Below are 21,775 nucleotides of genomic sequence, written 5' to 3' on the forward strand. Positions count from 1 at the left end.
GATGGAATGTTTATAGCAGAGAATGTTCAGGTTAGTTATGGAAAAAGCAGAGTAATAAATGGTCTGTCATTGCATGTGAAGGAAGGCAGCCGGACAGCTATCCTTGGACGGAACGGCGTAGGAAAAACAACATTCCTGAAAAGTGCCATAGGAATTCTGCCCATTTCCTCCGGCAGCCTCCGGTTTAACGGAGAGGATATCACGAAAAGGAAGACCTTTAAGCGCTCGGAGGCCGGATTAGGATATGTCCCCCAGGGCAGGGAAATCATTCCCATGCTGACGGTGAAGGAAAATCTGGAATTGGGTGCACTGGGGCACAAAGGAATTCATATTGACAGCCGTATGGAATGGGTGCTGGAATATTTTCCGGCACTTAAGGTCCATATGAGCCGTAACGGCGGTGTTTTATCAGGCGGACTGCAGCAGCAGCTGGCTCTGGCCCGCTGCCTTATGGGAAAGCCCAGGATGATGCTGTTGGATGAGCCAACCGAAGGAATCCAGCCCAATGTCGTTATAGAAATTGCAGATACACTGAAAAAGATAGCAGTGGAGACAGGGATAACAATTGCCGTTGTGGAACAAAATCTGAAATTTGCCAGACGCCTGGCAGATAATTATGTAATTATGCAAAAGGGAATTATTGTGTCAGAGGGAAGGATGATTGACCTTTCAGAGGATGTCATAAAGCAGTATTTATCCGTATAACAGGAAAGAAGGGAATACTGCTTGACGATTAAGCTGATTTATAATATAATACGGTTATTAAAAAACGAGGTGCCATGATGTTTCATTTATCTTGCTGAATTTCATAAAGCATAATTTTAAAGCAGCAGTTAAATCTGCCGCGGTATTATTATGTCAAGCAGGAAAGTGATGTAATCAGGATATTCCTCCATCATTGTCAGGATATTTGTATGACAGGATGCAGCTGTAATTACGAGCGGTAAGAATAACTTTCTTGCGGCTCTTTTTTTGCGTGGTTCTATTGAGGGAGGTGCTGAATTTGAGAAACGTAAATTGTAAATAAGAACGATATTTTATTAAGAAAAGCGGTGATGAAATAATGTATAAATTGGATTATATCGTGACACATGACAGACTCCATGCAAAGCCAGAGGTTTCAGGCGACATTTGCATGGAATAATTCAGTCGCCGGTCATGCTGGCTTTGCTTCTTGATTGCAAATACAAGGAGGGAAGTCCACATGAAACAGATAGAATCGAAATATTATAAAATGAGTCAGATAATATCGGCTTTAAATTTACCGGATTACCGGTATGAGCAGGTTATAAAAGCAATTTTCACACAGCGTATAGAGCAGTTTTCCAAGATGCACCTTCTGCCAGGGAACTTACGGGAGGTTCTTATTCAGGAATTCGGAGACCAGGTGAATAGTATAGTTCCTATTGTATCCAAGGACAGCAGGCAGGCCAATAAGCTGCTGTTTCAGCTGTCAGACGGTGAAAGGATAGAAGCGATCGGACTGCATTATAAACAGGGCTGGGAATCCTTTTGTATTTCTTCCCAATGCGGCTGCGGATTTGGCTGCGGTTTTTGTGCCACTGGGACAGCCGGGCTAAAGCGCAATCTGACAGCGGATGAAATAACGGACCAGCTGCTGTATTTTACTATGAAGGGGCATAAGCTGGACAGCATATCCTTTATGGGAATGGGAGAAGCCTTTGCAAATCCCCATTTATTTGATGCTCTTTCCATTCTGACAGATACGGCTTTGTTTAACCTAAGCCAGAGGAGGATTACCATATCAACCATTGGCATTATACCGGGAATTCAAAGGCTTACACAGGATTTTCCCCAGGTTAATCTGGCTTTCTCCCTTCATTCGCCCTTTGAAGAGCAAAGAAGTGAATTGATGCCGGTTAATAAGCGTTACCCGCTGGGGGAGGTAATGGAGACCCTGGATGAACACATTAAACGCACCGGACGGAGGGTTTTTATTGCCTATATTCTGCTGAAGGGAGTCAATGATTCGAAAAAGCATGCGCTGGCTGTTGCACAGATGCTCCATGGCAGAGGTTCCTGGAAGCATTTATACCATGTTGATTTGATACCTTATAATGCTACCGATAAAACCTTCCGGCATTTTGATATCTCGGACAGGAAAAGTATAAATGAATTTCAGGATATATTAAAGAAATCGGGTATCCATACAACGGTGAGAACCCAATTCGGCGGGGATATCAGTGCGGCTTGCGGGCAGTTATATTGCTGAGAGGGCATAAATCACCAGGAACTTTAAAAGCATTCTGCCATTTGTTAATGGCAGGATGCTTTTTTTCTTTCGATATGTTAGTATGTTTAATGATTTCCGTAAATTTGTATTTTAAATGAACCGCTTCTGCTTTCATTACAATAAGTAGGTAAGAAGGTCGATACAAAATGTTTGGCGGCCCGGAGAGAGGAGAGCAGATATGACGATGGAGGAATTGAATCATCTAATTTCGGAACATGGAAAGCATGTTTACAGTTTCTGCTATAATCTGACCGGAAACAGCATGGACGCTGACGATTTGTATCAGGATACCATCTTAAAAGCTGTTGAGTTAAGCCACAGACTTAACAGCAGTGGCAACCCCAAAAGTTTTCTTATGGGTATCTCGGTGAAAATCTGGCAAAATCACAAAAGGAAGTATGCTATCAGACAAAAAATAGCCGGTCTGGAAGAATATGATGACAACCTTATGGAGTGTGCGGAAAGTATGGATAACCAGCCCGAAGCAGAAGTTCTCCGGAAAGAAACCATCTATGCGGTAAGGACGGGAATAAAGCAGCTCCCCGATAGACTGCAGATGGTTCTGTATATGTATTATACCGCTGAAATGTCTGTGGAGGACATAGCAAAAGCGCTACATATTCCAAAGGGAACCGTAAAGAGCAGACTTCATAAGGGAAGGAACTTATTGAAGCAATACCTGGAGGTGTGGGATAATGAATGATATTGAAAAAATCCTGAAGACAGCTCTTTCTCCGAACAGATACCCTTCCGAAGAATTAAACAGCAAGATAGTGAAGGAGTTAAAGGAGAGTGGCAATATGAACACAGGAAAAAGAAAATTAATGATAGCAGCTGTTATTGTAATGGTAATATTGATCTTACCGGCAACAGTGTATGCGGCATACCAATATTTAATGCCAAAGGAAGCGGCCAGAGAAATGCAGGATAACCGACTGAGTGAAGCATTTAAGGAAGAGGGAAAGGATGTTTTAAAGACGGTCACAGATGGTTCCTATACCGTGACTTATCTTGGACATGTAACAGGAGAATCCATAAGTGAAAGGACCGGCTCGGCCTGGGAACTGTTCCCTGACAGGATGTATGTAGCTGTTGCAGTCGAAAGGACGGATGGCACGGCCATAAAGGACGGAGACGGGCATAGTATATTTGTAACACCATTGGTACAGGGGCTGACGCCCTGGAAATATAATATCGTTACAATGAATGGCAGTTACATGGAGAAAATCATAGGCGGAGTACTTTACCGTATTACAGAATGCGATAATATTGAGGTATTTGCAGATAAAAAGCTTTACCTGGCAGTATCCGATACCCCCTTTTTCAGTACGGAAGCCTTTAATTATGATGAGAATACCGGAGAAATCAGCGCAAATGAAGCTTATAAGGGCACAAATGTCTTATTTGATATGAAGCTGGATTCTTCCAAAGCAGATGCTAAAAAGGCTGAAGCCTATTTAAAAGAGCTGGAGAAGGAATGGAATTCCGATACGGAATCCGGCAATACAGACAAGGACCAGAAAAAAACGGAAGCAGATAAAACGGACTCCGAGAAGACTCCGAGAATTGAGCAGGAAAAAAATTCTGATTAGGAAAAAAGCCCAGAGTATTTGGATTGCGCTGTCGGTAGAGTAAGGCAGCGCACTGTACCAGAGAGTTTTAAAATTGTAATAGCAAGGAACCTTATTTAGTCATTTTTATCAACAAGGTATGGAAGGAAAATGTTAACTTCATTTTGGCAGAGCGGTACTGAAAAAAATGTAATGGAAACGCTTTCACCATAAAAGACCCGCAGGCGCCGGTAAATATTATTTAAGCCCACATGGTTGGAATCCGGGGCGGGCATCTGATACAGGGAAGCCTTTGCCTTTTCCATATCAATACCAACACCGTTATCAGTCACCGTAATAATCACCTGATTCTCTTTTAATTGAACACGGACTTCTATAAAAGGAGCAAATATATTCTGTTTCATGCCATTTTTCTGGAAGCCGTGTTTGATTGAATTCTCAATTAGAGGCTGAAGAATTAATTTTAATATTTTATATTCTTTTAACCCATCATCCACATAGGAACGGAATTCTATTTTCTGATTGGACATATGATTCATTAATTTCATATATTGTCCGGCATGAGTTAATTCCAGATGTAATGGAATTAAATTATTGCCGTAGTTCAGTCCGATTCTTAAAAATCTGCCAAGGCTTTCAATCATGGCAGCAGCTTCCTCTGTATGGCTGTTTAATATTTCAAAATGAATGCATTCAAGCGTATTATATAAAAAATGAGGATTTATCTGATCAGATAAAAGGTTTATTTCCGCTGCTGCCTGTGACTGGGCATCCTCTTTGATGATTACTATCTGCTGTTGGATGGTATCATACATTTCATTGATGGAATGATTTAGTATACCAACTTCATCATGGTATTTCGGTAATAGCTTTGTCTCGTATTTGCCTTCCTGTATGCTTTCCACAACATGAACCAGGGAGTTTATGGGATGGGAAATAAACTTTGACAGAACAATGGACAGAAATATGGAAACCAGGGAACAGAGAAGCCAGGAGATTAGTATAAATGACCGTATGGAGGTCAGGTCTGACAGCAGATCCTTTTTTAAAGCAATGCTCACCAGCTTCATATTGTTAAAATCCAGGCTGCTGCCGGAAACCATATAAGTATCGTGATTCATTTTTTCATCAAAAGTAACCGCGTCCTTGGATTTGCTTATTTTATCCAATATAGCATCCTGTTTCGCCAGTTTATAGGAGGAATAGCCTTCCGGTATGCTTAACGGAAGTCCTTTGCAGTCAGCCAAATATAGTACGGAGCCTTTATTATTATTAATATGGTTAAAGTATTGGTTTATTTTATTCAAATCCAGTAATATTACAAAAACTACTGTGGAATTTTTGGGGGAATCGGAAACCATACAGATATTCATTCTGGTTTCATAGGAAATGGGTATTACAAGGGGAAGTACGTTAGTATCATGAGTTACCGGACTTTTTTTTACCGGCAGAAGTGTGATACCATTTACAGTTGATAAATCCCAATTAAAATAGTTCGTTGTATCATAATTTAAACCCAAATCGGCAGAACTGTAGAACTTACCGTATTTGTCTATGAAAAATGCACTGCTGATATAGTCATGGCTTTGCATCAGGTTAGCAAAATCGTTATCCAGGCTTACATAATTATAGATATATCTGTCCAGGCTGCCGCTGTCAATATCTTTTAAGGTTTTTACTACTTTTGCATTGGACAAAAAGCGGGAAGTAGAGGATAAAATTAAATTAAACTCGGAGCTTAAGGCTTTTGAAGCTATTTTTAAGGTATGGTTTGCATTGCTTTTTGTCTGGTTTTCCAGACGGTTTGAAAAATAATTATAAGAAAGAAAACTGACTGACAATAAAGCAATCGTTGTAATAGATAACATACATATTAAAACTTTATATTTAATCTTTAAGTTATTGATAAAACAGATAAATTTATTCATATCAGCTCCTGCTTTAATGGTATTTTTGCTGGTATTCCGAGGGAGTCAGGCCGGTTTCTTTTTTGAAAGCACGGTTAAAGGTCCGGTAATCGTCATACCCTAACATGGAGGATAATTCACTGATTAGAATATTGGAGGTTTTCAGATGTTCCTTTGCCTTTTCAATTTTTAACGTCTGGATATAACTTTTGAAATTGTTATTCGTTTTTTTCTTAAAATAAAAGGTGAAATAATTTTCACTTAAACCGACATGGACAGCTACGTTTTCAGCTTTAATTTTATTATATAGGTTTTCTTTTATATAAGCCTTAGCCTTTTGAATAATGGGGTCCTTTTTATCCAGGCAATTTTGATTCATGTATTGGGAATAAGTATTAAATTTATTGGTGATCCATTCCCTGATTTCCCTGAAAGACTGCAGTCTATTAATCTCTTCATAAGGAACATCGGTATATAGCCGGTTGATTTCATCATAATAACCAAGAAGGCCGTTTTGTACGTCAATAACAAGAAAAATGCACATTCCTCTGATATAATTAGGAGGGGGTATTTCTACATAAAACAGGGAATGGAAAAATTGATGCAAAAGCCGGTCAATTGCCGGCAGGTCGGAACGGAAGATGGCATCGGCCAATTCCTGATTGGTTTTGGTATCCGGTGTAATAACAGGTGTTGGTTCCCTGGATATGATAGAGCTGTCAAAAATTCTTTGCCGGGTCTGATACAGCCTGTAGGAAAGCGCTTCCAGGGCGCAGAAAAAGGAGGCCTGGGTATTTAGCAGGTTAGGAGCGGCGTCTCCGATTCCGATACTGATATTTATATCGGTATCTCGCTTAAGTGATTCTATGATATTGCTGCATATTTTTTTAAAAATTTCCATTTCGGAGGTTTTATTACCGGAGGTATTTATTATTACAGCCAAAGTGCCCGCATCCCTAAAAAAAACAGCGCAGGAGTAACCGTTGAAGCTGTCTTCCACTGTCTGGCGGATGTATTTCTGGAACCCGAGGCTGTCCTGAACCGGAATACTGTCATAGGAAAATACCAGAACACGGTTAAAAGTATTTTGGATGGAAAGTTTTAAGTTCTTAAGCTGTTCATCAATTTCAGCTTCATTCTTGTATTCGTTATCCAATAATCTGATACAGAAGTGGTCTTTCAAAGCCTGATTTTGTTTTTGAAGCTGCTGCCTGGTATTCATTAAATTCTGGCTATTTTGAATCTCGGTTAAAGTTGCGTCTCTTAAATTTATAACTTCCTTTATTAGTTCTTCGATTTGTATTGGTTTTAATAAATAGGAAAACACCTGGTATTTTATTGCGGTTTGGGCATACTTGAAATCATTGTATCCGCTTATTATGATAAATTTGCTGGAAATTTCCTCTTCCTTTATGTGTCGGATTAATTCAAGGCCGTCGCAGTTTGGCATACGGATATCCGTTATAATAATGTGGGGGTTAAACTGGTGAACCATATGGAGGGCCTCATATCCGTCAGAGGCAGCACCGATGACTTTAATTCCGTATTCTTCCCATTCAATGGCATTCGCCAGTCCGTTTCTTATTGCAGGTTCGTCATCAACAATTAAAAGAGATAGGGTATTATCCATAAGTACCACCTGTTCCTATAAATTTACCAATAACCATTGTTAAATATGCCATAATATCTTGAGGTTAAGTATAGCAAATTATCGAATACTGTCAATAGAATCTACAATTTTTATCAAAATAAAAGAAAACATCACATAATGCGTAGAAAACGGTATATTGGGATCGTGAATTCGCTGATATAATCAATTTATAAAAAACAGGAGGTAGATTATGAGAAAAATGAAAAAGCTACTTGCATTTGTATTATCAATTACCATGTTATTATCCCTGGCAGGGTGCAGCTCCACGGATAAAAACAAAAGTGGAACCGGAAATTCCGGCAGCAGCGGGCAGGAAGGAAAAACGGCAGGGGATACCGGGAGTGGCAATGCGGGGAATGCCGATAAAACGGTAGTAACGGTTTGGTCCAATAACCGTCATGACCAGAGCTATATGGAGAAAATGATTGAGGAATTTAATAAGACCAACACCTTAGGAATTGAGATTAAATATGTTATCCAGACAGATAACTATGTTAATATGCTGACAATAGCGTCCACTTCCGGACAATCACCGGATATATTTGCAATTTCCGGGTCGGATGAAATTGATTTACAATCTTTTGTGGATTCCGGAATTGTTGCTCCCATCAATGAATATTTAACCGATACCTTTAAAACGGTAAATGAAGTGGACAAGGTTCAATATGAAGGACTGAATGTAATCGGAGACAAGATTTACTGGGTGCCTACCGGTATGAGAAGTGGTTCCAGGTTGATTTACAATACGGAATTGTTCAAAAATGCCGGAGTGAATCCGCCGAAAACTGTGGACGAGCTGGTTACTGACGCGGCAGCTATAACAAAAGCCGGCAAAGGAAAATCCTATGGGGTTATTTTCCCGGGACAAAGTTCTCCTTTCAGCCGCTGGTTAGAGGGGATTGCACAGATGAGCGGCGTAACTGCTTATGATTATGTTAAAGGTGAATTTAATTTCGACAACTTTAAACCAATCGTTCAGGCAGTTAGAAAAATGTTTGATGAGGGGAGCACCTTCCCGGGAACAGCCAGCATGAAAATCGACCCCATCAGAGCACAGTTTGCAGAAGGCAACGTAGGTATTCATGGCAATGCTTCACAGGAAGCAGGAGTATTAACCGAACAATTCCCTATGAAGGGAGAATGGGCGGTCGCGGACCTTCCTACCTATACCGGTGAAGTAAAAGGTGCCCTGGCTATAACACCTAATTTTGGATGGGCATTGTCAAGCCAGGCAAAAGATGCACAAAAGGCTATGAGTGTTATTGATTATTTTGGTTCGGAAGAATTCTTAAAAGGTTATCTGGAAGGCGGATATTCCTTACCGATTTCCTCCTACATGAAAGATAAAATTGATACAGCAAAAGTCGGACGTATGGCTGATTTCTCCTTAAAAGAGTATGAAGATGTTTATCCTACGGTTCCGGCAGTTACACCGGAAGGAGTGAATTACCAGGATGCCTTATGGAATGCCTGCTTACCCGACGGACTTGACATTGATGAAACCATTGCAGCTTTAAATAAAACATATAACAAAGCTTTAGATAAAGCAATATCCATGGGTAAAGTAAAACGATTAGTGGTAGAAGGCTATGATCCCCTTCATCCAAGCAAGGGAACCTGTACCTATTTAACAAAATAAAAATGATTGAATGAGTTAAGAAAAGCTGTTTACGTTTCATCCGGTATTCTGCGGGAGGCCGTAATCAGCTTTTCTATACAACTATAAAGAGGTGTCTTGATGAAAAAAACAAAAGGGAAAGGACTTGCCGTACAGAATAAAAAGAATTTCCGTGAAAGAGTTAGGGATGCGAAAAGCAAAGGCTCATTTAGTGTGTTTTTCATGATGTTACCATCCGTGTTTCTGCTGTGCGTCGTATCGGTCTATCCATTTCTGTGGTTATTTAAATATGTATTTTACGATTACAATGGATTCAAAGCATACTTTACAGGCCTTGATAACTTTAAAAGAGTATTGAATGACAGCATTTATTGGGACAGTGTCTTACATACCTTTGAATATTCGATTTTAAAACTGATTATTATACTTCCCTTGTCACTGATTGTGGCTGTATTGCTTTCCAATAAGTTCAAAGGAAGTAATTTTTATAGAGGAGTCTACTTTTTACCGACGGTTATCAGTGCAGCAGTCTATAGCTTGATTTTTTATTTTATTTTTGCTTCTTATAATGGAGTGCTCAATGGAATATTAAGTACAATCGGTGTCATCCATCGGCCCATTGACTGGCTGGGCAGTTCTAAAACAGCCATGAATTCCATTGTTGTTGTAGCCGTATGGGGCGGTTTCGGTAACTATATGATTTTATTCATGTCGGGCTTAAGCAGCATTTCAGAGGATGTTTATGAAAGTGCCAGGATTGACGGGGCAAACCGGCTAGCTATCTTTTTCAGGATTACGCTGCCGCTTTTAGGGCCAATGCTGAAAGTAATATTAATGCTGGCAATTACGACAGCTTTAAAGGATTATGAATCTATTTTAGTATTGACCGGCGGCGGACCCAATAACAGAACACAGGTTATGTTCAGCTATATTTATACCCTGTGTTTCGGAAATGATTCCATGAGCACCTCCATACAAATTGGGTATGGTGCGGTGTTAAGTATTATATCCGCACTGATCATTGGTATCATTACGGTGGCTTATTTAAGATTGAGCAAAAAATTGGATGATATGTTTTAAACAATGAAAGAAATAAAACGTAGGAATCCGGTTGAAGGAAAATATAAAAGAAAGGAAAGCCACATTGGATTCTTTCAGCTTTTTTGTGGCAATATTACATCCTTTTACGGATGTAATATTTATTGGGCAGCAGCCCAATGGGTGAAAATATGGCTCGGAAAAAATCCGGTGCAGTGAAATCCACTGCAACTAAGATACAGAATTTATTGATACAGATATTTCTCATTTTTGTTATGATGCTGACAATTTATCCAATTTTATATGTAATTCTGGGTTCCTTTAAGGGTAACCAGGAACTGCTTCTTGGAGGGATTAATTTAATACCGAGGAAATTTATTATAAGCAATTATACGGAAGCATGGACACTGGGTAATTTTGGAGTTTATACCGTTAACAGTATTGTACTGAGTATAAGCATTATGGTTTTAACGCTGGTAATTACCAGTATGGCAGGGTATTGCCTTGCAAGGAAGAAGTTTTGGGGAAGCAGTGTAATCTATGGATTATTATTGATCTTTATGTTTATTAACGTGGGCAGTGTTTCCCTTAGGCCGCTTTTTGAGTTATCGGTTAAGGTGGGAATGAATAAATCCCTGCTGTCCGTAATTTTAATTTCAACGGGTACTGCCCAGGCAGCCAATATCTTTTTAATCCGGGGATTTATGAATTCCATTCCCAAAGAACTGGATGAAGCGGCAAAGATTGACGGCTGTACCTTTTTTCAGATTTATTGCAGGATTATACTTCCTGTTTTAAAGCCAATCCTTGCAACCGTAGGCCTTCTCTCTTTTCGGAGCGGTTGGAATGAATACATCCTTCCCCTGGTTTTTACCATGTCAAATGAAAAATTAAGGCCTTTAACCGTTGGCGTTGTCCAGCTCCGTAATGCGGGAGATGGGGCGGCAGCCTGGAATATCATGTTTGCAGGGTCTACCATAGCAATTGTTCCTATTATCGTCATTTATATGTTCTTCAGCAAACATTTTATGGAGGGAATGACCTCAGGAGCTGTGAAAGGCTAAGACTATAAAGGTCAGACCATAAGGGAAAGGATTCATTATGAAACTGAACAGACAGGGTTTTATAACCCATTATTTAATCTCCGGGCCAAAAGAAGTCCCTTTTATTGACCATACTTCCGACGGGAACCAGTTAAAGTATGAGAAGTATTTAAGGTCCATCGTAACGGACTTTAAAAAGGAATGCCCCAAAGAAGAGGCCGGGATGGACACGGACAGTGAGCTTTCACTTCCCTGGGAATACTATTATTCCTATGGAAACTGGTTTGTTGATAAAAGTTCCTTTTATTCTTCCTTAACTAAGATTGATCTGGTTGCAGCAGTTCATCTGGCAACGGAAGAAGAAATAACCGTTGCTGCCTATTTATGGAGTTATGCCGCGGTTCAGGTCTGGTTAAATGACAGCCTGGCTGCCGAATTAAAAGAACCGGTATATAAACCTGTTAATAGGGCGGATATGAAACTGAAACTGAATAAGGGCATAAACCGGATTTATATCCGTATGCAGAATCTGGGGGTCAGGGATACCCGTAATATCTTTGGAATTCAGATTTTAGAACGGACAGAACAAATAAGAGTGGAGCTTCCGGATTCCTTAATGACAAAACCTTTCCTTGGGGCGGAACAATGGCTGTCTGAAATCACATTGAGCGGCCGCAGGCTTTTATTCCCTTACAAAGCCATGCCGGGTACTTCAATAGGTTATGATTCCAAAAGTCCGGATGTTACGTTAGGGGATAAAAGAGTTGCATATGAAGATATCTCCGGGTTAGATGAGCTGGAGCTGAAAAAAGACAATCCATATGTGATTATAACTGTTCCTGTATCCGGGAAAAAACTCAGCCGGAAGTTTGAAATCCTTTGTGATATAAAGCCCCTTTACCTGAATAAAGATAACTTTGAAGAAAATATGGAGGAAATATACCGGCGTATTTCTGAAGTGGTTAAGCTGGATCGGGGAGAAAATATCGGATTTTCCATGTTTAATATATTGGCAAGGCATGCTGTAAACCGTATCCGTGAGGATGATGACGGTAATATTTATGAAACCCTGGCTCAGATTGAAAGCCGTATGGACTGTGCCGACTTTCTGGTATGCTCTTTCATCCGGTATATAAAAAATTATGAAATATCCCCGGAACTGCAGAAACGGGCTAAGGAGGTGCTGTTAAATTTCAGATACTGGATGGATGAAACAGGGTCCGATGCCATGTGTTTCTGGAGTGAAAACCATTCTCTGATGTTTTATGTCAGTGCCATGAATGCGGGAGAAATGTACCCGGACGAAATATTTACCAGGTCAGGGCTTACCGGAAGGAAATTGTATGAACAAAACCGCAGAAAAGTGATGGAGTGGATAGAGGATGTTGAAAAGTATGGATTTGAAGAATTTTTAAGCGGAATCTATATGTGTATTACCTTTATCGCCTTACTGAATGTCATTGATTTTACGGAGGACGCCATATCAAAACGTGCCGCGGCCCTTGTTGATAAGATTTTTTATATGCTATCCATCCATACCTTTAAAGGCTCTGTAATTGCTCCCCAGGGAAGGGTTTACAGGGACGTAATATATCCTTTTATGCAGGGTCTGCAGTCCTTGATCAATATGCTGAATCCCAAAAACCCCTATTCTTATGGGGAAGGCTGGCTGGGTTTTTATGCCACCAGTAAGTACCAGCTGCCTTTTCATATGGTTCCTCTTATGGATAACCCGGTAAAAACAGAGTATAAGACCGGCAATGCTTTGATCCGTTTAAATAAGACCAGGAATTATATACTTACTTCCGTCCAGTCGCCCAGGGAGGACGGATTCAAACGATGGGAGAATGTAAGCTTTCTGCAGGAATGTGATACAGGGTCCCATGAATACATTAAATCCTTAAATGAAAGGTTTCATGGTACTACCTGCTTTAAACCGGGGGTCTACGGCTATCAGCAGCATATGTGGAGCGCCGCACTAAGCCCGGATACGCTGGTATTTGTCAATCATCCCGGCGGTCCCTGTGATGAAAGCTCTCTTCGTCCGGGGTATTGGTTTGGCAATGGGGTCATGCCCGCAGTCAAGCAGATTGATCAGGCTATAGCCTCCATTTATGTGATTCCTGAGGAGCATCCCATTGATTTTACCCATATCCATTGGGCAAGCTGCAGATTTGAGGAAATGAAAGAGGAAAATGACTGGCTGATTGGGAAAAAAGGGGATGGATATCTTGGAATCTGGAGCAGCGGTATAAAAGAACCCTACAACGACCAGTTATTTGACGCGGAATACCGTATTTACAATAGAAAAGCTGCCTATTTTTGTGTTTGCAGCGACACCGGGGAATGTGGGGATTTAGAAGGTTTCTACCAGTTCTGTTTATCCTTTCAGCCGGTTTTTCATATGGATACACTGGTATTAACTGCTAAAGAGGATTTTGTGTTAAAGTATGAAAAGGCGGAGGATCAAACCCAGTTTATATAGTGGAATTGAAAGAAAGGTAAGGAATTATGGCGTACATGATGTACTTAGGCAATACAGCAAGGATACCGGATAATGCCTGTATTTACACCTGCCTATAAAAACAGGGACAGGCGGTAAAGGCAGAGCAAAGTTGCTGTAGCATCTTTCTTTCTACAGTATCACAAGGAAGAACTGGACAGGTAAGGGAGAATAATATGATAACAAAAGAAAAGGATTTAAACAGTTATCGGTTGGAAAATGAGGTATTCAATATTTGGATCAATGCAGAGGACGGTATGAATTTATACCGTTTATGCTATAAAAATATGGAAGTGGTATCTTATCAAAAGGAGAGACAGGAAGCCGGTAAAACCTATGGTATTCCAATCCTTTTCCCTACGCCCAACCGTACAAAAAATTCCATCTTCACCTTCGAAGGGAAGGAATATCCGGCGAAAATGCATGGCATGGCAAGGAATGCTCCTTTCCTGGTTACAGAAACCGGTGAAAAGGAAATAAAATCTTATATTACGGGTTGTTTAAAAATCACAGAAAAAAATCCCTTGTTTAAGGAGTATCCTTTTTTGTGTACCTTAAATATAAGGATTTCTATAACCGGACAAGAGCTTCATTATAGTTACGAAGTTATAAATGATGGTTTCAGCAATATGCCCTTTGGATTTGGACTTCATCCCTTTTTTAACCGGTTATCAGACTCCGAAACAATCAGTATTCAGGGAGGAATGGTAATGGAAAGAGACAAACAAATGCTGCCAACAGGCAGGCTGGTACCTGCAGCCAATACACCGTATGACTTAACCGAAGGGAAACAAGTAAATAAGCTTGAGCTGGATGATGTGTATACCGGATTATTGGGAGAGAAAAAGGCAGTTATTGAATATCCTGATTTTAAAGTTGATATAAAGACGGATTCTTCTTTTTCCCATATGGTCGTATATACTCCCCAGACGGAGAAGTTTTTTTGTGTGGAGCCACAGACCTGCTCCACAGATGCCATTAACCTGTATGACCGGGGGGAAAAGGAGTTATCAGGGCTGACCGTATTATCACCGGGTGAAAGAAAAAAAGGCTGGGTTGTCTTTCATTTTAGCTGAAAGTTCATGAAAGACTTTTACAATTTGAGAAAGTAGTATCATAAAATGGAAATCAATATAGATTTAACAGTCCATAAACTACAAAAACAGATACGCGCTTTATACGCAGACAGGAGAAGAAAATGTTCATATATAATAAGGATGTAATCGCAAAAGATTGCGAGCCAGGTGTGAAAAGAAAGATATTATCCTATTCAGAAGAATTAATGATGTGTGAGATTACTTTTGAAAAAGGAGCCTGCGGCTATACTCATTCCCATCCCCATCTTCAGATTACCTATATTGTAAAGGGAAGTTTTGAATTTACCATTGACGGAGAGAAAAAAATCGTTAAAGCAGGGGACAGTTTGTTTATGCCGGCAAACAGTGTCCATGGAACAGTTGCATTAGAGGATGGAATGTTAGTGGATGTATTTAATCCCATGAGAAAAGATTTTTTGATATAAGGAAAAAAGCGTGTATGGTGCGCAGAGGGGAGCAATATGAAATATAGAGTAGGAATCGACTTAGGCGGAACCAATATTGCGGCGGGTATTGTAGACGAAAGCTGCGGAATCGTTTCAAAAGGCTCCGTTCCAACCAATCAAAAAGGTTCTTCGGAAGAAATCATATCTGATATTGTACAGCTGGTTTTGCAGCTGCTGGAAGAAAGGGACCTCACTATGGATGAGGTGCAATCCATCGGCATTGGTGTTCCCGGAACGGCCAACAAGGAGAATGGCTTTATTGAATATGCCAATAACCTGCCTTTTTCCCATGTCCCATTTGCCAGGTTACTGGAAGAGAAATTGCATAAGAAGACATTTTTTGATAATGACGGAAATGCCGCGGCCTGGGGAGAATTTATAGCAGGAGCAGGAAGAGGGAAAGACTGTGACTCCCTTATTGCCGTCACCTTAGGAACCGGTGTGGGCGGAGGTATTATTGTAAATAGATCCATTTACAGAGGCACCAATTACAGTGCGGCAGAGTTTGGACATATGGTGATAGATTACAAGGGGATTCCCTGCAATTGCGGAAGAAATGGATGTTATGAAGTATATGCATCTGCAACCGCCTTAATAAACCAGGCAAGGGAAGCGATGAACCGGAATAAAAACAGTGCTTTGTGGAAATTATGCGGGGAAGACATAAGCCAGGTGGATGGAAAAATCATTTTCAAAGGGGTGCACCTTAAGGACATAACCGCAAGGCAGGTTGCAAAGAATTATATTGATTACCTTGCCGTGGGAATTACCAATATGATTAATCTCTTCCAGCCCGATATTCTCTGTATTGGCGGAGGTATCAGCGCGGCGGGCAGCCTGTTTTTAGAGCCTTTAAAAAATGCTGTTTTTAGCCAGGTATATTCCTGTACCTCACAAAAGCAAACAGATTTGGTAATAGCAGAATTGGGAAATGATGCCGGTATTATCGGGGCAGCTTTTTTAGAGTGTTAACTGGATTCATGTTGGTAAATAATCTGGCGGATTTGTGCCTTTGGAATTGGCACAAATCCGGTAGAACTATTTCTTAACAGTCAGACTTTGATATACTTCGTTAACGTTAGTATCAAATTCATTTAATTTCTTTTGTATTCTTGCATAGGTTGCTAAGGCATCCAGAATTCGTTTCTGGTCCTGGGCACTGAACATCCCGATAGCTCTTGCCAGTTCATCAATATTATTGACATTTACTTTTAAAGTGCCGCCCATGGATAAAGGGATTTTTAAAATCTTGGAATCATCACTGGTATCGCCCAAAGATAATGTATTGCGCTTGGCATCCCATTGAAAGGTAACTCCGTTATAATGAATCAATCCCGTATCATCCGCCAACTCCCCATAGGGTGATGTTTTGGATTGGGATACCGGGGACTTGCCTGCAGCAGATGCTTTATCACTGTTTACGGAGTCCTTATTCCTGTTTTCAGATAAGATGTCCTCAAAAGAAAGAGGGCTTGCCCAGGAATTCTCTTTTACTGGTTCTTTTTGATTAAGGAAAGAACCAGCTGACTGGATATCGGAAATACTGTTCGATAGTTGCTTTGTTACATTCATTATACACTTTCTCCCTTTTGATTTATGATTTTGAATGGAGCAGTAAAAAACGCAAAAAAAGGTATAGCTAATGTTACATTAACGATACCTTCCGTGGTCTTAAAAAAATCCATCCAATAATTTCTATATATTATATCGTCTTATCAAAAATTTTCTTAATGCTTTCCCTGAATTTTATTAATCCTAATGTGTTATCAGCTTTGATTTTATTAGAAATTAGCTTAACGATTAGCATTTTGTAAACATTTAATTAAGTAAAAATAGTATAAATGCAGATTCAAATGATTTGAATTTGGTTAGTTAATATCAGCTTTTATCCATGTATACTTGGTGTGTAAAAATGTAATAAAGCAACTTTTACAGAGCTGAATGTATTTTTATACCCATAGAACTAAACAAAAAGCAAGTATAAAAATAAAAATCAAAAGAAAATAGTAAATAACATAGTAAATAACAATTAACAAAGAAAAGAACTATTAACAAATAACAAAGAACAATTAGCAAAGAACAATTGACAAAACAAATAACTAAAATCAATGGTTATAGAATAACTATAATTTACTTAATAACATTGCAAAAATTAAATTAAATATGAACTCAAAAAGATAAAATCATTGGTCGCATATCTTGAGAATTTATATATAATCAACAAGCTATTACTGGGTATTGTTGCAATGCTGTGCATTTCAAGTAAAAAATGCATAAAAAAAATAAAAATAAATTAAAATATTGACTAAATTGACCATGTCTGCTATTCTTTTTGTAAGCTAATTTAATTACTAAAATTTAGCTAAAAACTAAATAAAAAGGGGAAAAAAGATGAGAAAGCGAATAATGAAAACGCTGGCCTTTACATTGGCAGCGGCCCTGGTTGTCACTTCAGCCAATTTGGCAGGTTTTGTTCCGGCTTCCTCTGTAATTGCGGCGGAGGAGAAGATTGATGTCTCTAATGACTATACCTTCGATTCGTCCAGTACTTGGGACAATAACAGCGGAAAAGAAAACAATATTGGATTGACAACTACAGTTATTCCTGCAGTCGGGACAACTCTTATCATGGATATTTTATTGCCGGATAAGGGGAATGCACCTGATTTTTCCGGTATTTTGAAGCCGGTAGGTGTACTGAGGATTGGTTCCAATTGGAATTGGGTCCAGTCAAATACAATTCCCGAGTTGAAAGCAACGGACTTTACAGAAAAGGTTACAATTGAGGGGACAGCTTATTATAAAAAGTCTGTAAGTATTCCATTTGGAGAAACGGTAGGAGCAAATGTCGGCGGTGCTTGGAATGGAAATGCTGCTTTTGCCCAGGCTGTAACGGACCTGGTGAATCAGGTTACGGTACAGTTCACCGGTTATCTATGTAATTATTCCGGTACCATCAGTGTGGCCAATGCCCATTTAATTAATGTGGAAGGCAATGGTGGTGCTACTTCTGATGTAGCGAAGGAATGGAACTTCGATGAGGGGATCGGAGGCTGGGAATACACAGATTGGGATTGGCAATATTCAGGTAAAGCCAATACTTCCGTGGCACATGACAATGGTATGCTGAAGGTGAATGTTGATTACAGTGCGGACGGAGCTTACAGCTGGAGCCAGATGGCTGTAAGGGAATGGGGGGATTTAGCACTTGCAGGCGTTAACAAGACAACCTTTGATTTTTATTATGATCCCGCCCAATTAAACGGCGGTTTCCAAATCAAAGAAGTATTACAGTACCATGACACTGTAAATGGGGATTATCCTTCCGCGGCGGAAGCTAATGTGCCGGTTGATACAGCAAAGGCCGAGGATGCGGGGAATGGCCTTAAGAAAGTAAAGGTTGAAATTCCTTTCAATCCGATTACCCAGAATACCTGCTGTAATACGGTACTTTGTATTGTTGGTGTGAATACCACCTATAAGGGTAGTATATGGATTGACAATCTTAAGCTGATAAAGGAGACCTCCGCCGGGGATGAGGATTATGTAAATTCAACGGTACCGGTTAATGATAAGACTGCCGGTATAGCGATTGCAGATAACAAATTACAGACCTCCAAGGAAGACGGTTCTTCGGAAGAAACAAATATCGCAACCAATATCAAGCTTGTTGATAAGGAAGCTTCAAATAATACCAAAGCAATCTATGCCTATCTCCAGGCAATGGGGGATTCCAGCAGCGTTCTGTTTGGACATCAGAATGATACCTGGCATAAGGCGGGTGTGGTCAGCGGCAGTGCCGTTGGTTACAATTATTCCGATACCCTGGATGTGACAGGCTCTGTCGCCGGAGTTATCGGAATTGATGCGCTGTCCTTAACAGGGAATGAATACAGTGCAAAAAGATATAATACGGAATTCGGAGACCAGACCTTCGAGCTTACAGCCCAGGGGAATGTTCTGGCAGCAGCGGCGCTGACCAATAAAAATATTCAGCAGGGTGCCATTATTACCATGTCAGCGCATATGCCAAATTTCTCAGTTGTAAAAGAGAATGCAGCCTATGCACAGGGCAGTGATCCAATCTATGCTAAATACGATTTTGCCGGCTATACTCCCAATGTTCTGACAGGGGATGTCATGAACCAGCTTCTGCCCGGCGGACAATACAATGATAAGTATAACGCATATCTTGATATGATTGCCGATTATGCAAATCATGTGGATGGAACAATTTTATTCCGTCCCTTCCATGAAAATACGGGAAGCTGGTTCTGGTGGGGCGCTGCCTTCTGTGATGCGGCTGCCTATAAAAATGTCTGGAAATACACCGTGGAATACCTCCGTGATGAGAAGAACGTACATAATTTATTATATGTCTACGGACCGGGCAGTGAGGCAGCGGATGTAGCAGAGTATGGGGAGAGATATCCCGGAGATGACTATGTCGATATGGTAGGCTTTGACATCTATAACAAGGCTCCGACTGAAAATAACGAAAATACCTGGTTTGCAGATTTCAAGAAAGCCCTTGGTATCGTAGAAGCCTTTGGAACAGCACACGGAAAGCTGATTGCAGTAACGGAAACAGGCATTAGCAATGATACACAAAAGGGGGACAATCAGACAGCGCTCCTAAAGACAGGAAACCGTCATAAAGACTGGTATAATACACTCTTAAAGGCAGTATCGGATTCGAAGGCATCCTATTTCCTGTTATGGGCAAACTTTGGTGAAAAAGATGGTTTCTATACTCCTTATGTAAAAGAAAAAAAGGATGACGGTACCCTTCGCGGCCATGAATTATTGGATTACTTTATTGATTACTTTAATGATGGACGAAGTGTATTTGCAAAGAACCAGCAAGGCGTATTATCCACCATTTCCAACACCTTAAATATTCAGGTATCAGGAACAACGGAAAATGCAACAGGATATCTGGTATCCCCTGTTTCAGGAACAAGGATATTAGACGCCCTGACAGTAACTGCAAAAGTAAATGGAGCCGCAGTGGCAGATTCGGTAAAGGTCGTATTTAATGGAAAAGGCGTAAGCGTTCCCGTAACAGCAAAATTGGACGGAAAGTATTATAAGGCAGAGCTGAATGCAGAGAATCTGAAAAAGCTCGGTGAATATGTGGGAACCATTGAGCTGTATATCAATGGCACAAAGCTGGATTCTATTCGTGCCATTTTCAACATTAAGCCGTCGGCAGAGGATCCTTATGAAATCGATGGATTTGAACATTACAGCGGTGTTGACTCATTATTGACCGGAAAATGGGCAGTCAATAAAGCTACCGGAAGTAAAATCGCCCTTACTTTGACAAATGAAAAAGAAAAGGTCTATGACGGAGACTATGCAATGAAATTTGCATATGAAGAAACCTCCGACGGCTGGGCTGGCGCCACAATATCAAAGGAAGTGGACTGGTCAGGCTGTAATGCCTTACAATTCTACACCATTCCCGATGGAAAGAATCAAAAGGTAGTTGTACAGATTACAGCAATGGGCAAGGTATATGAAACCTATCTGAACCTGTATGATGAATACAAGGATAAAACAATTCCTTTGCTGGTTACAATTCCTTTCTCCGATTTCTGCGAAAGGGATACAGCCGGTAATCCAAAGGGAGGCCTGGCAGCCGCCAGCAGTAAGGTAACCTCCTTCGGCTTGTGGGTGAATGCAATTGCTTCCACTCCGGCAGTGGTGGACAATAAGGTAAGCGGCACAATCTATTATGACAAGATAACAGCAGTAAAGAGTGACAGTACAAAGGCCGTATTCAAGGACATTACGAAGACGGAGGAGCCTGCCACGCCTGCTACGCCGGGAGGAAATAACGGAGAAGGAACGAAGCCCCTGGAGCAGGCAGCACTTCAGATTACCGGAGTGGGAAGTGAATTGACGCTTGGCGAAACTGCCACTTTACAGGCTGCCGGCGGAAGCGGAAGCGGCGCGGTTACCTTTGAGGTAACATCGGGTAAGGAATTTGCAGCTGTGGATGCCGTAACCGGAAAGGTACAGACAACGGCAATCGGTACTGTTACAATTAAGGCAGCAAAGGCTGCAGATTCAAAATATAAGGAAGCAGCGGCAACGGTAACCTTTAAGGTAGTACAGCCAAAGGATAATACAGCAGTAACAGTTGGAACAAACAAATATAAGGTTGTAAGTACGGCAGGTAAGGAAGATACGCTGATTTATCTAGGCACAACTCAACAGGAAGCTAAGGAGGTTGTTATTCCTGCCATTGTTAAGATTGGGGATAAGACCTATAAGGTTACAGCAATTAATAAGAATGCTTTCAAAGGAAATAAAAAATTAGCCAGCGTGACCATTGGAAAGAATATCCTTACCATTGGAGACAGTGCTTTTGAAGGCTGCACCTCTCTGACTAGGATTACGATACCTGAAAATGTAACAACGATTGGAAAAAATGCATTTTATAAAGACGGTAATCTGAAGGCTATAACGATAAAGTCAAAGAAACTGTCTAAGGTTGGTGCAAATGCATTGAAAGGAATCAACAAAAAAGCAACGATTAAAGTTCCATCCTCAAAGCTCTCTGCTTATAAGAAATTATTAAAAGGAAAGGGGCAGGTAAAAACAGTTATCATTAAATAAGCAGTCAACATCAAATAAGC

Annotated in this window: 15 protein-coding genes; 12 read left to right on the forward strand and 3 right to left on the reverse strand. The window is 40.4% G+C overall.

What is annotated here, in order from left to right; all coding sequences use genetic code 11:
* The first annotated feature begins 6 nt into the window (after nt 1-6).
* From BUB77_RS13570 to BUB77_RS13585, 4 genes are all read left to right on the forward strand, one after another.
* Nucleotides 7-705, forward strand: a complete 699-nt coding sequence (locus tag BUB77_RS13570; protein ID WP_073276789.1) for an ATP-binding cassette domain-containing protein — start codon at nt 7-9, stop codon at nt 703-705.
* Between the two features lie 499 nt (nt 706-1,204).
* Nucleotides 1,205-2,233 carry a Cfr family 23S rRNA (adenine(2503)-C(8))-methyltransferase gene (locus tag BUB77_RS13575; protein WP_073276791.1) on the forward strand — a complete coding sequence of 343 codons (1,029 nt, stop codon included), beginning with the start codon at nt 1,205-1,207 and terminating at the stop codon, nt 2,231-2,233.
* A 199-nt stretch (nt 2,234-2,432) separates the two neighbouring features.
* On the forward strand, nt 2,433-2,957 hold the full coding sequence (locus BUB77_RS13580) for an RNA polymerase sigma factor (protein WP_073276793.1): 525 nt from the start codon (nt 2,433-2,435) through the stop codon (nt 2,955-2,957).
* Complete coding sequence (locus BUB77_RS13585) at nt 2,950-3,846, forward strand: DUF4179 domain-containing protein (RefSeq protein WP_073276795.1); 897 nt, start codon at nt 2,950-2,952, stop codon at nt 3,844-3,846. The genes BUB77_RS13580 and BUB77_RS13585 overlap by 8 nt, the downstream gene beginning before the upstream one ends.
* A gap of 95 nt (nt 3,847-3,941) precedes the next feature.
* On the opposite strand, the gene BUB77_RS13590 is transcribed toward BUB77_RS13585, so the two are convergent.
* Both BUB77_RS13590 and BUB77_RS13595 read right to left on the reverse strand, forming a co-directional pair.
* The gene (locus BUB77_RS13590; RefSeq protein WP_073276797.1) at nt 3,942-5,753 is read right to left on the reverse strand and encodes a cache domain-containing sensor histidine kinase; all 1,812 of its coding nucleotides are present in this window, start codon (nt 5,751-5,753) and stop codon (nt 3,942-3,944) included.
* 13 nt (nt 5,754-5,766) lie between these two features.
* The gene (locus BUB77_RS13595) at nt 5,767-7,362 is read right to left on the reverse strand and encodes a response regulator (protein WP_073276799.1); all 1,596 of its coding nucleotides are present in this window, start codon (nt 7,360-7,362) and stop codon (nt 5,767-5,769) included.
* A gap of 211 nt (nt 7,363-7,573) precedes the next feature.
* Between BUB77_RS13595 and BUB77_RS13600 the strand changes: the two genes are divergently transcribed.
* The 7 genes from BUB77_RS13600 (at nt 7,574) to BUB77_RS13630 (ending at nt 16,100) form a co-directional block, all read left to right on the forward strand.
* Complete coding sequence (locus tag BUB77_RS13600) at nt 7,574-9,022, forward strand: ABC transporter substrate-binding protein (protein ID WP_084124222.1); 1,449 nt, start codon at nt 7,574-7,576, stop codon at nt 9,020-9,022.
* A 99-nt stretch (nt 9,023-9,121) separates the two neighbouring features.
* A complete protein-coding gene (locus tag BUB77_RS13605; RefSeq protein WP_073276801.1) occupies nt 9,122-10,081 on the forward strand; it encodes a carbohydrate ABC transporter permease in 960 nt (319 codons plus the stop codon).
* Nucleotides 10,082-10,230: 149 nt separating this feature from the next.
* The gene (locus tag BUB77_RS13610; RefSeq protein ID WP_073277024.1) at nt 10,231-11,103 is read left to right on the forward strand and encodes a carbohydrate ABC transporter permease; all 873 of its coding nucleotides are present in this window, start codon (nt 10,231-10,233) and stop codon (nt 11,101-11,103) included.
* A 37-nt stretch (nt 11,104-11,140) separates the two neighbouring features.
* Entirely contained in the window at nt 11,141-13,567 is a 2,427-nt protein-coding gene (locus BUB77_RS13615; protein WP_073276803.1) for a hypothetical protein, read from the forward strand.
* A 194-nt stretch (nt 13,568-13,761) separates the two neighbouring features.
* Nucleotides 13,762-14,661: an aldose 1-epimerase gene (locus BUB77_RS13620; protein WP_073276805.1), complete on the forward strand. Its 900-nt coding sequence runs from the start codon at nt 13,762-13,764 to the stop codon at nt 14,659-14,661.
* A 122-nt stretch (nt 14,662-14,783) separates the two neighbouring features.
* The gene (locus BUB77_RS13625; protein ID WP_073276807.1) at nt 14,784-15,107 is read left to right on the forward strand and encodes a cupin domain-containing protein; all 324 of its coding nucleotides are present in this window, start codon (nt 14,784-14,786) and stop codon (nt 15,105-15,107) included.
* A 36-nt stretch (nt 15,108-15,143) separates the two neighbouring features.
* On the forward strand, nt 15,144-16,100 hold the full coding sequence (locus BUB77_RS13630; RefSeq protein WP_073276809.1) for an ROK family protein: 957 nt from the start codon (nt 15,144-15,146) through the stop codon (nt 16,098-16,100).
* A gap of 66 nt (nt 16,101-16,166) precedes the next feature.
* On the opposite strand, the gene BUB77_RS13635 is transcribed toward BUB77_RS13630, so the two are convergent.
* The gene (locus tag BUB77_RS13635) at nt 16,167-16,700 is read right to left on the reverse strand and encodes a hypothetical protein (protein ID WP_073276811.1); all 534 of its coding nucleotides are present in this window, start codon (nt 16,698-16,700) and stop codon (nt 16,167-16,169) included.
* An 819-nt stretch (nt 16,701-17,519) separates the two neighbouring features.
* On the opposite strand from BUB77_RS13635, the gene BUB77_RS13640 reads away from it, so the two are divergent.
* Entirely contained in the window at nt 17,520-21,755 is a 4,236-nt protein-coding gene (locus BUB77_RS13640) for a glycosyl hydrolase (RefSeq protein ID WP_073276813.1), read from the forward strand.
* The last annotated feature ends 20 nt before the right edge of the window (nt 21,756-21,775 follow it).

Origin of the sequence: Anaerocolumna jejuensis DSM 15929 (assembly GCF_900142215.1) — a bacterium.
Classification (GTDB): domain Bacteria; phylum Bacillota; class Clostridia; order Lachnospirales; family Lachnospiraceae; genus Anaerocolumna; species Anaerocolumna jejuensis.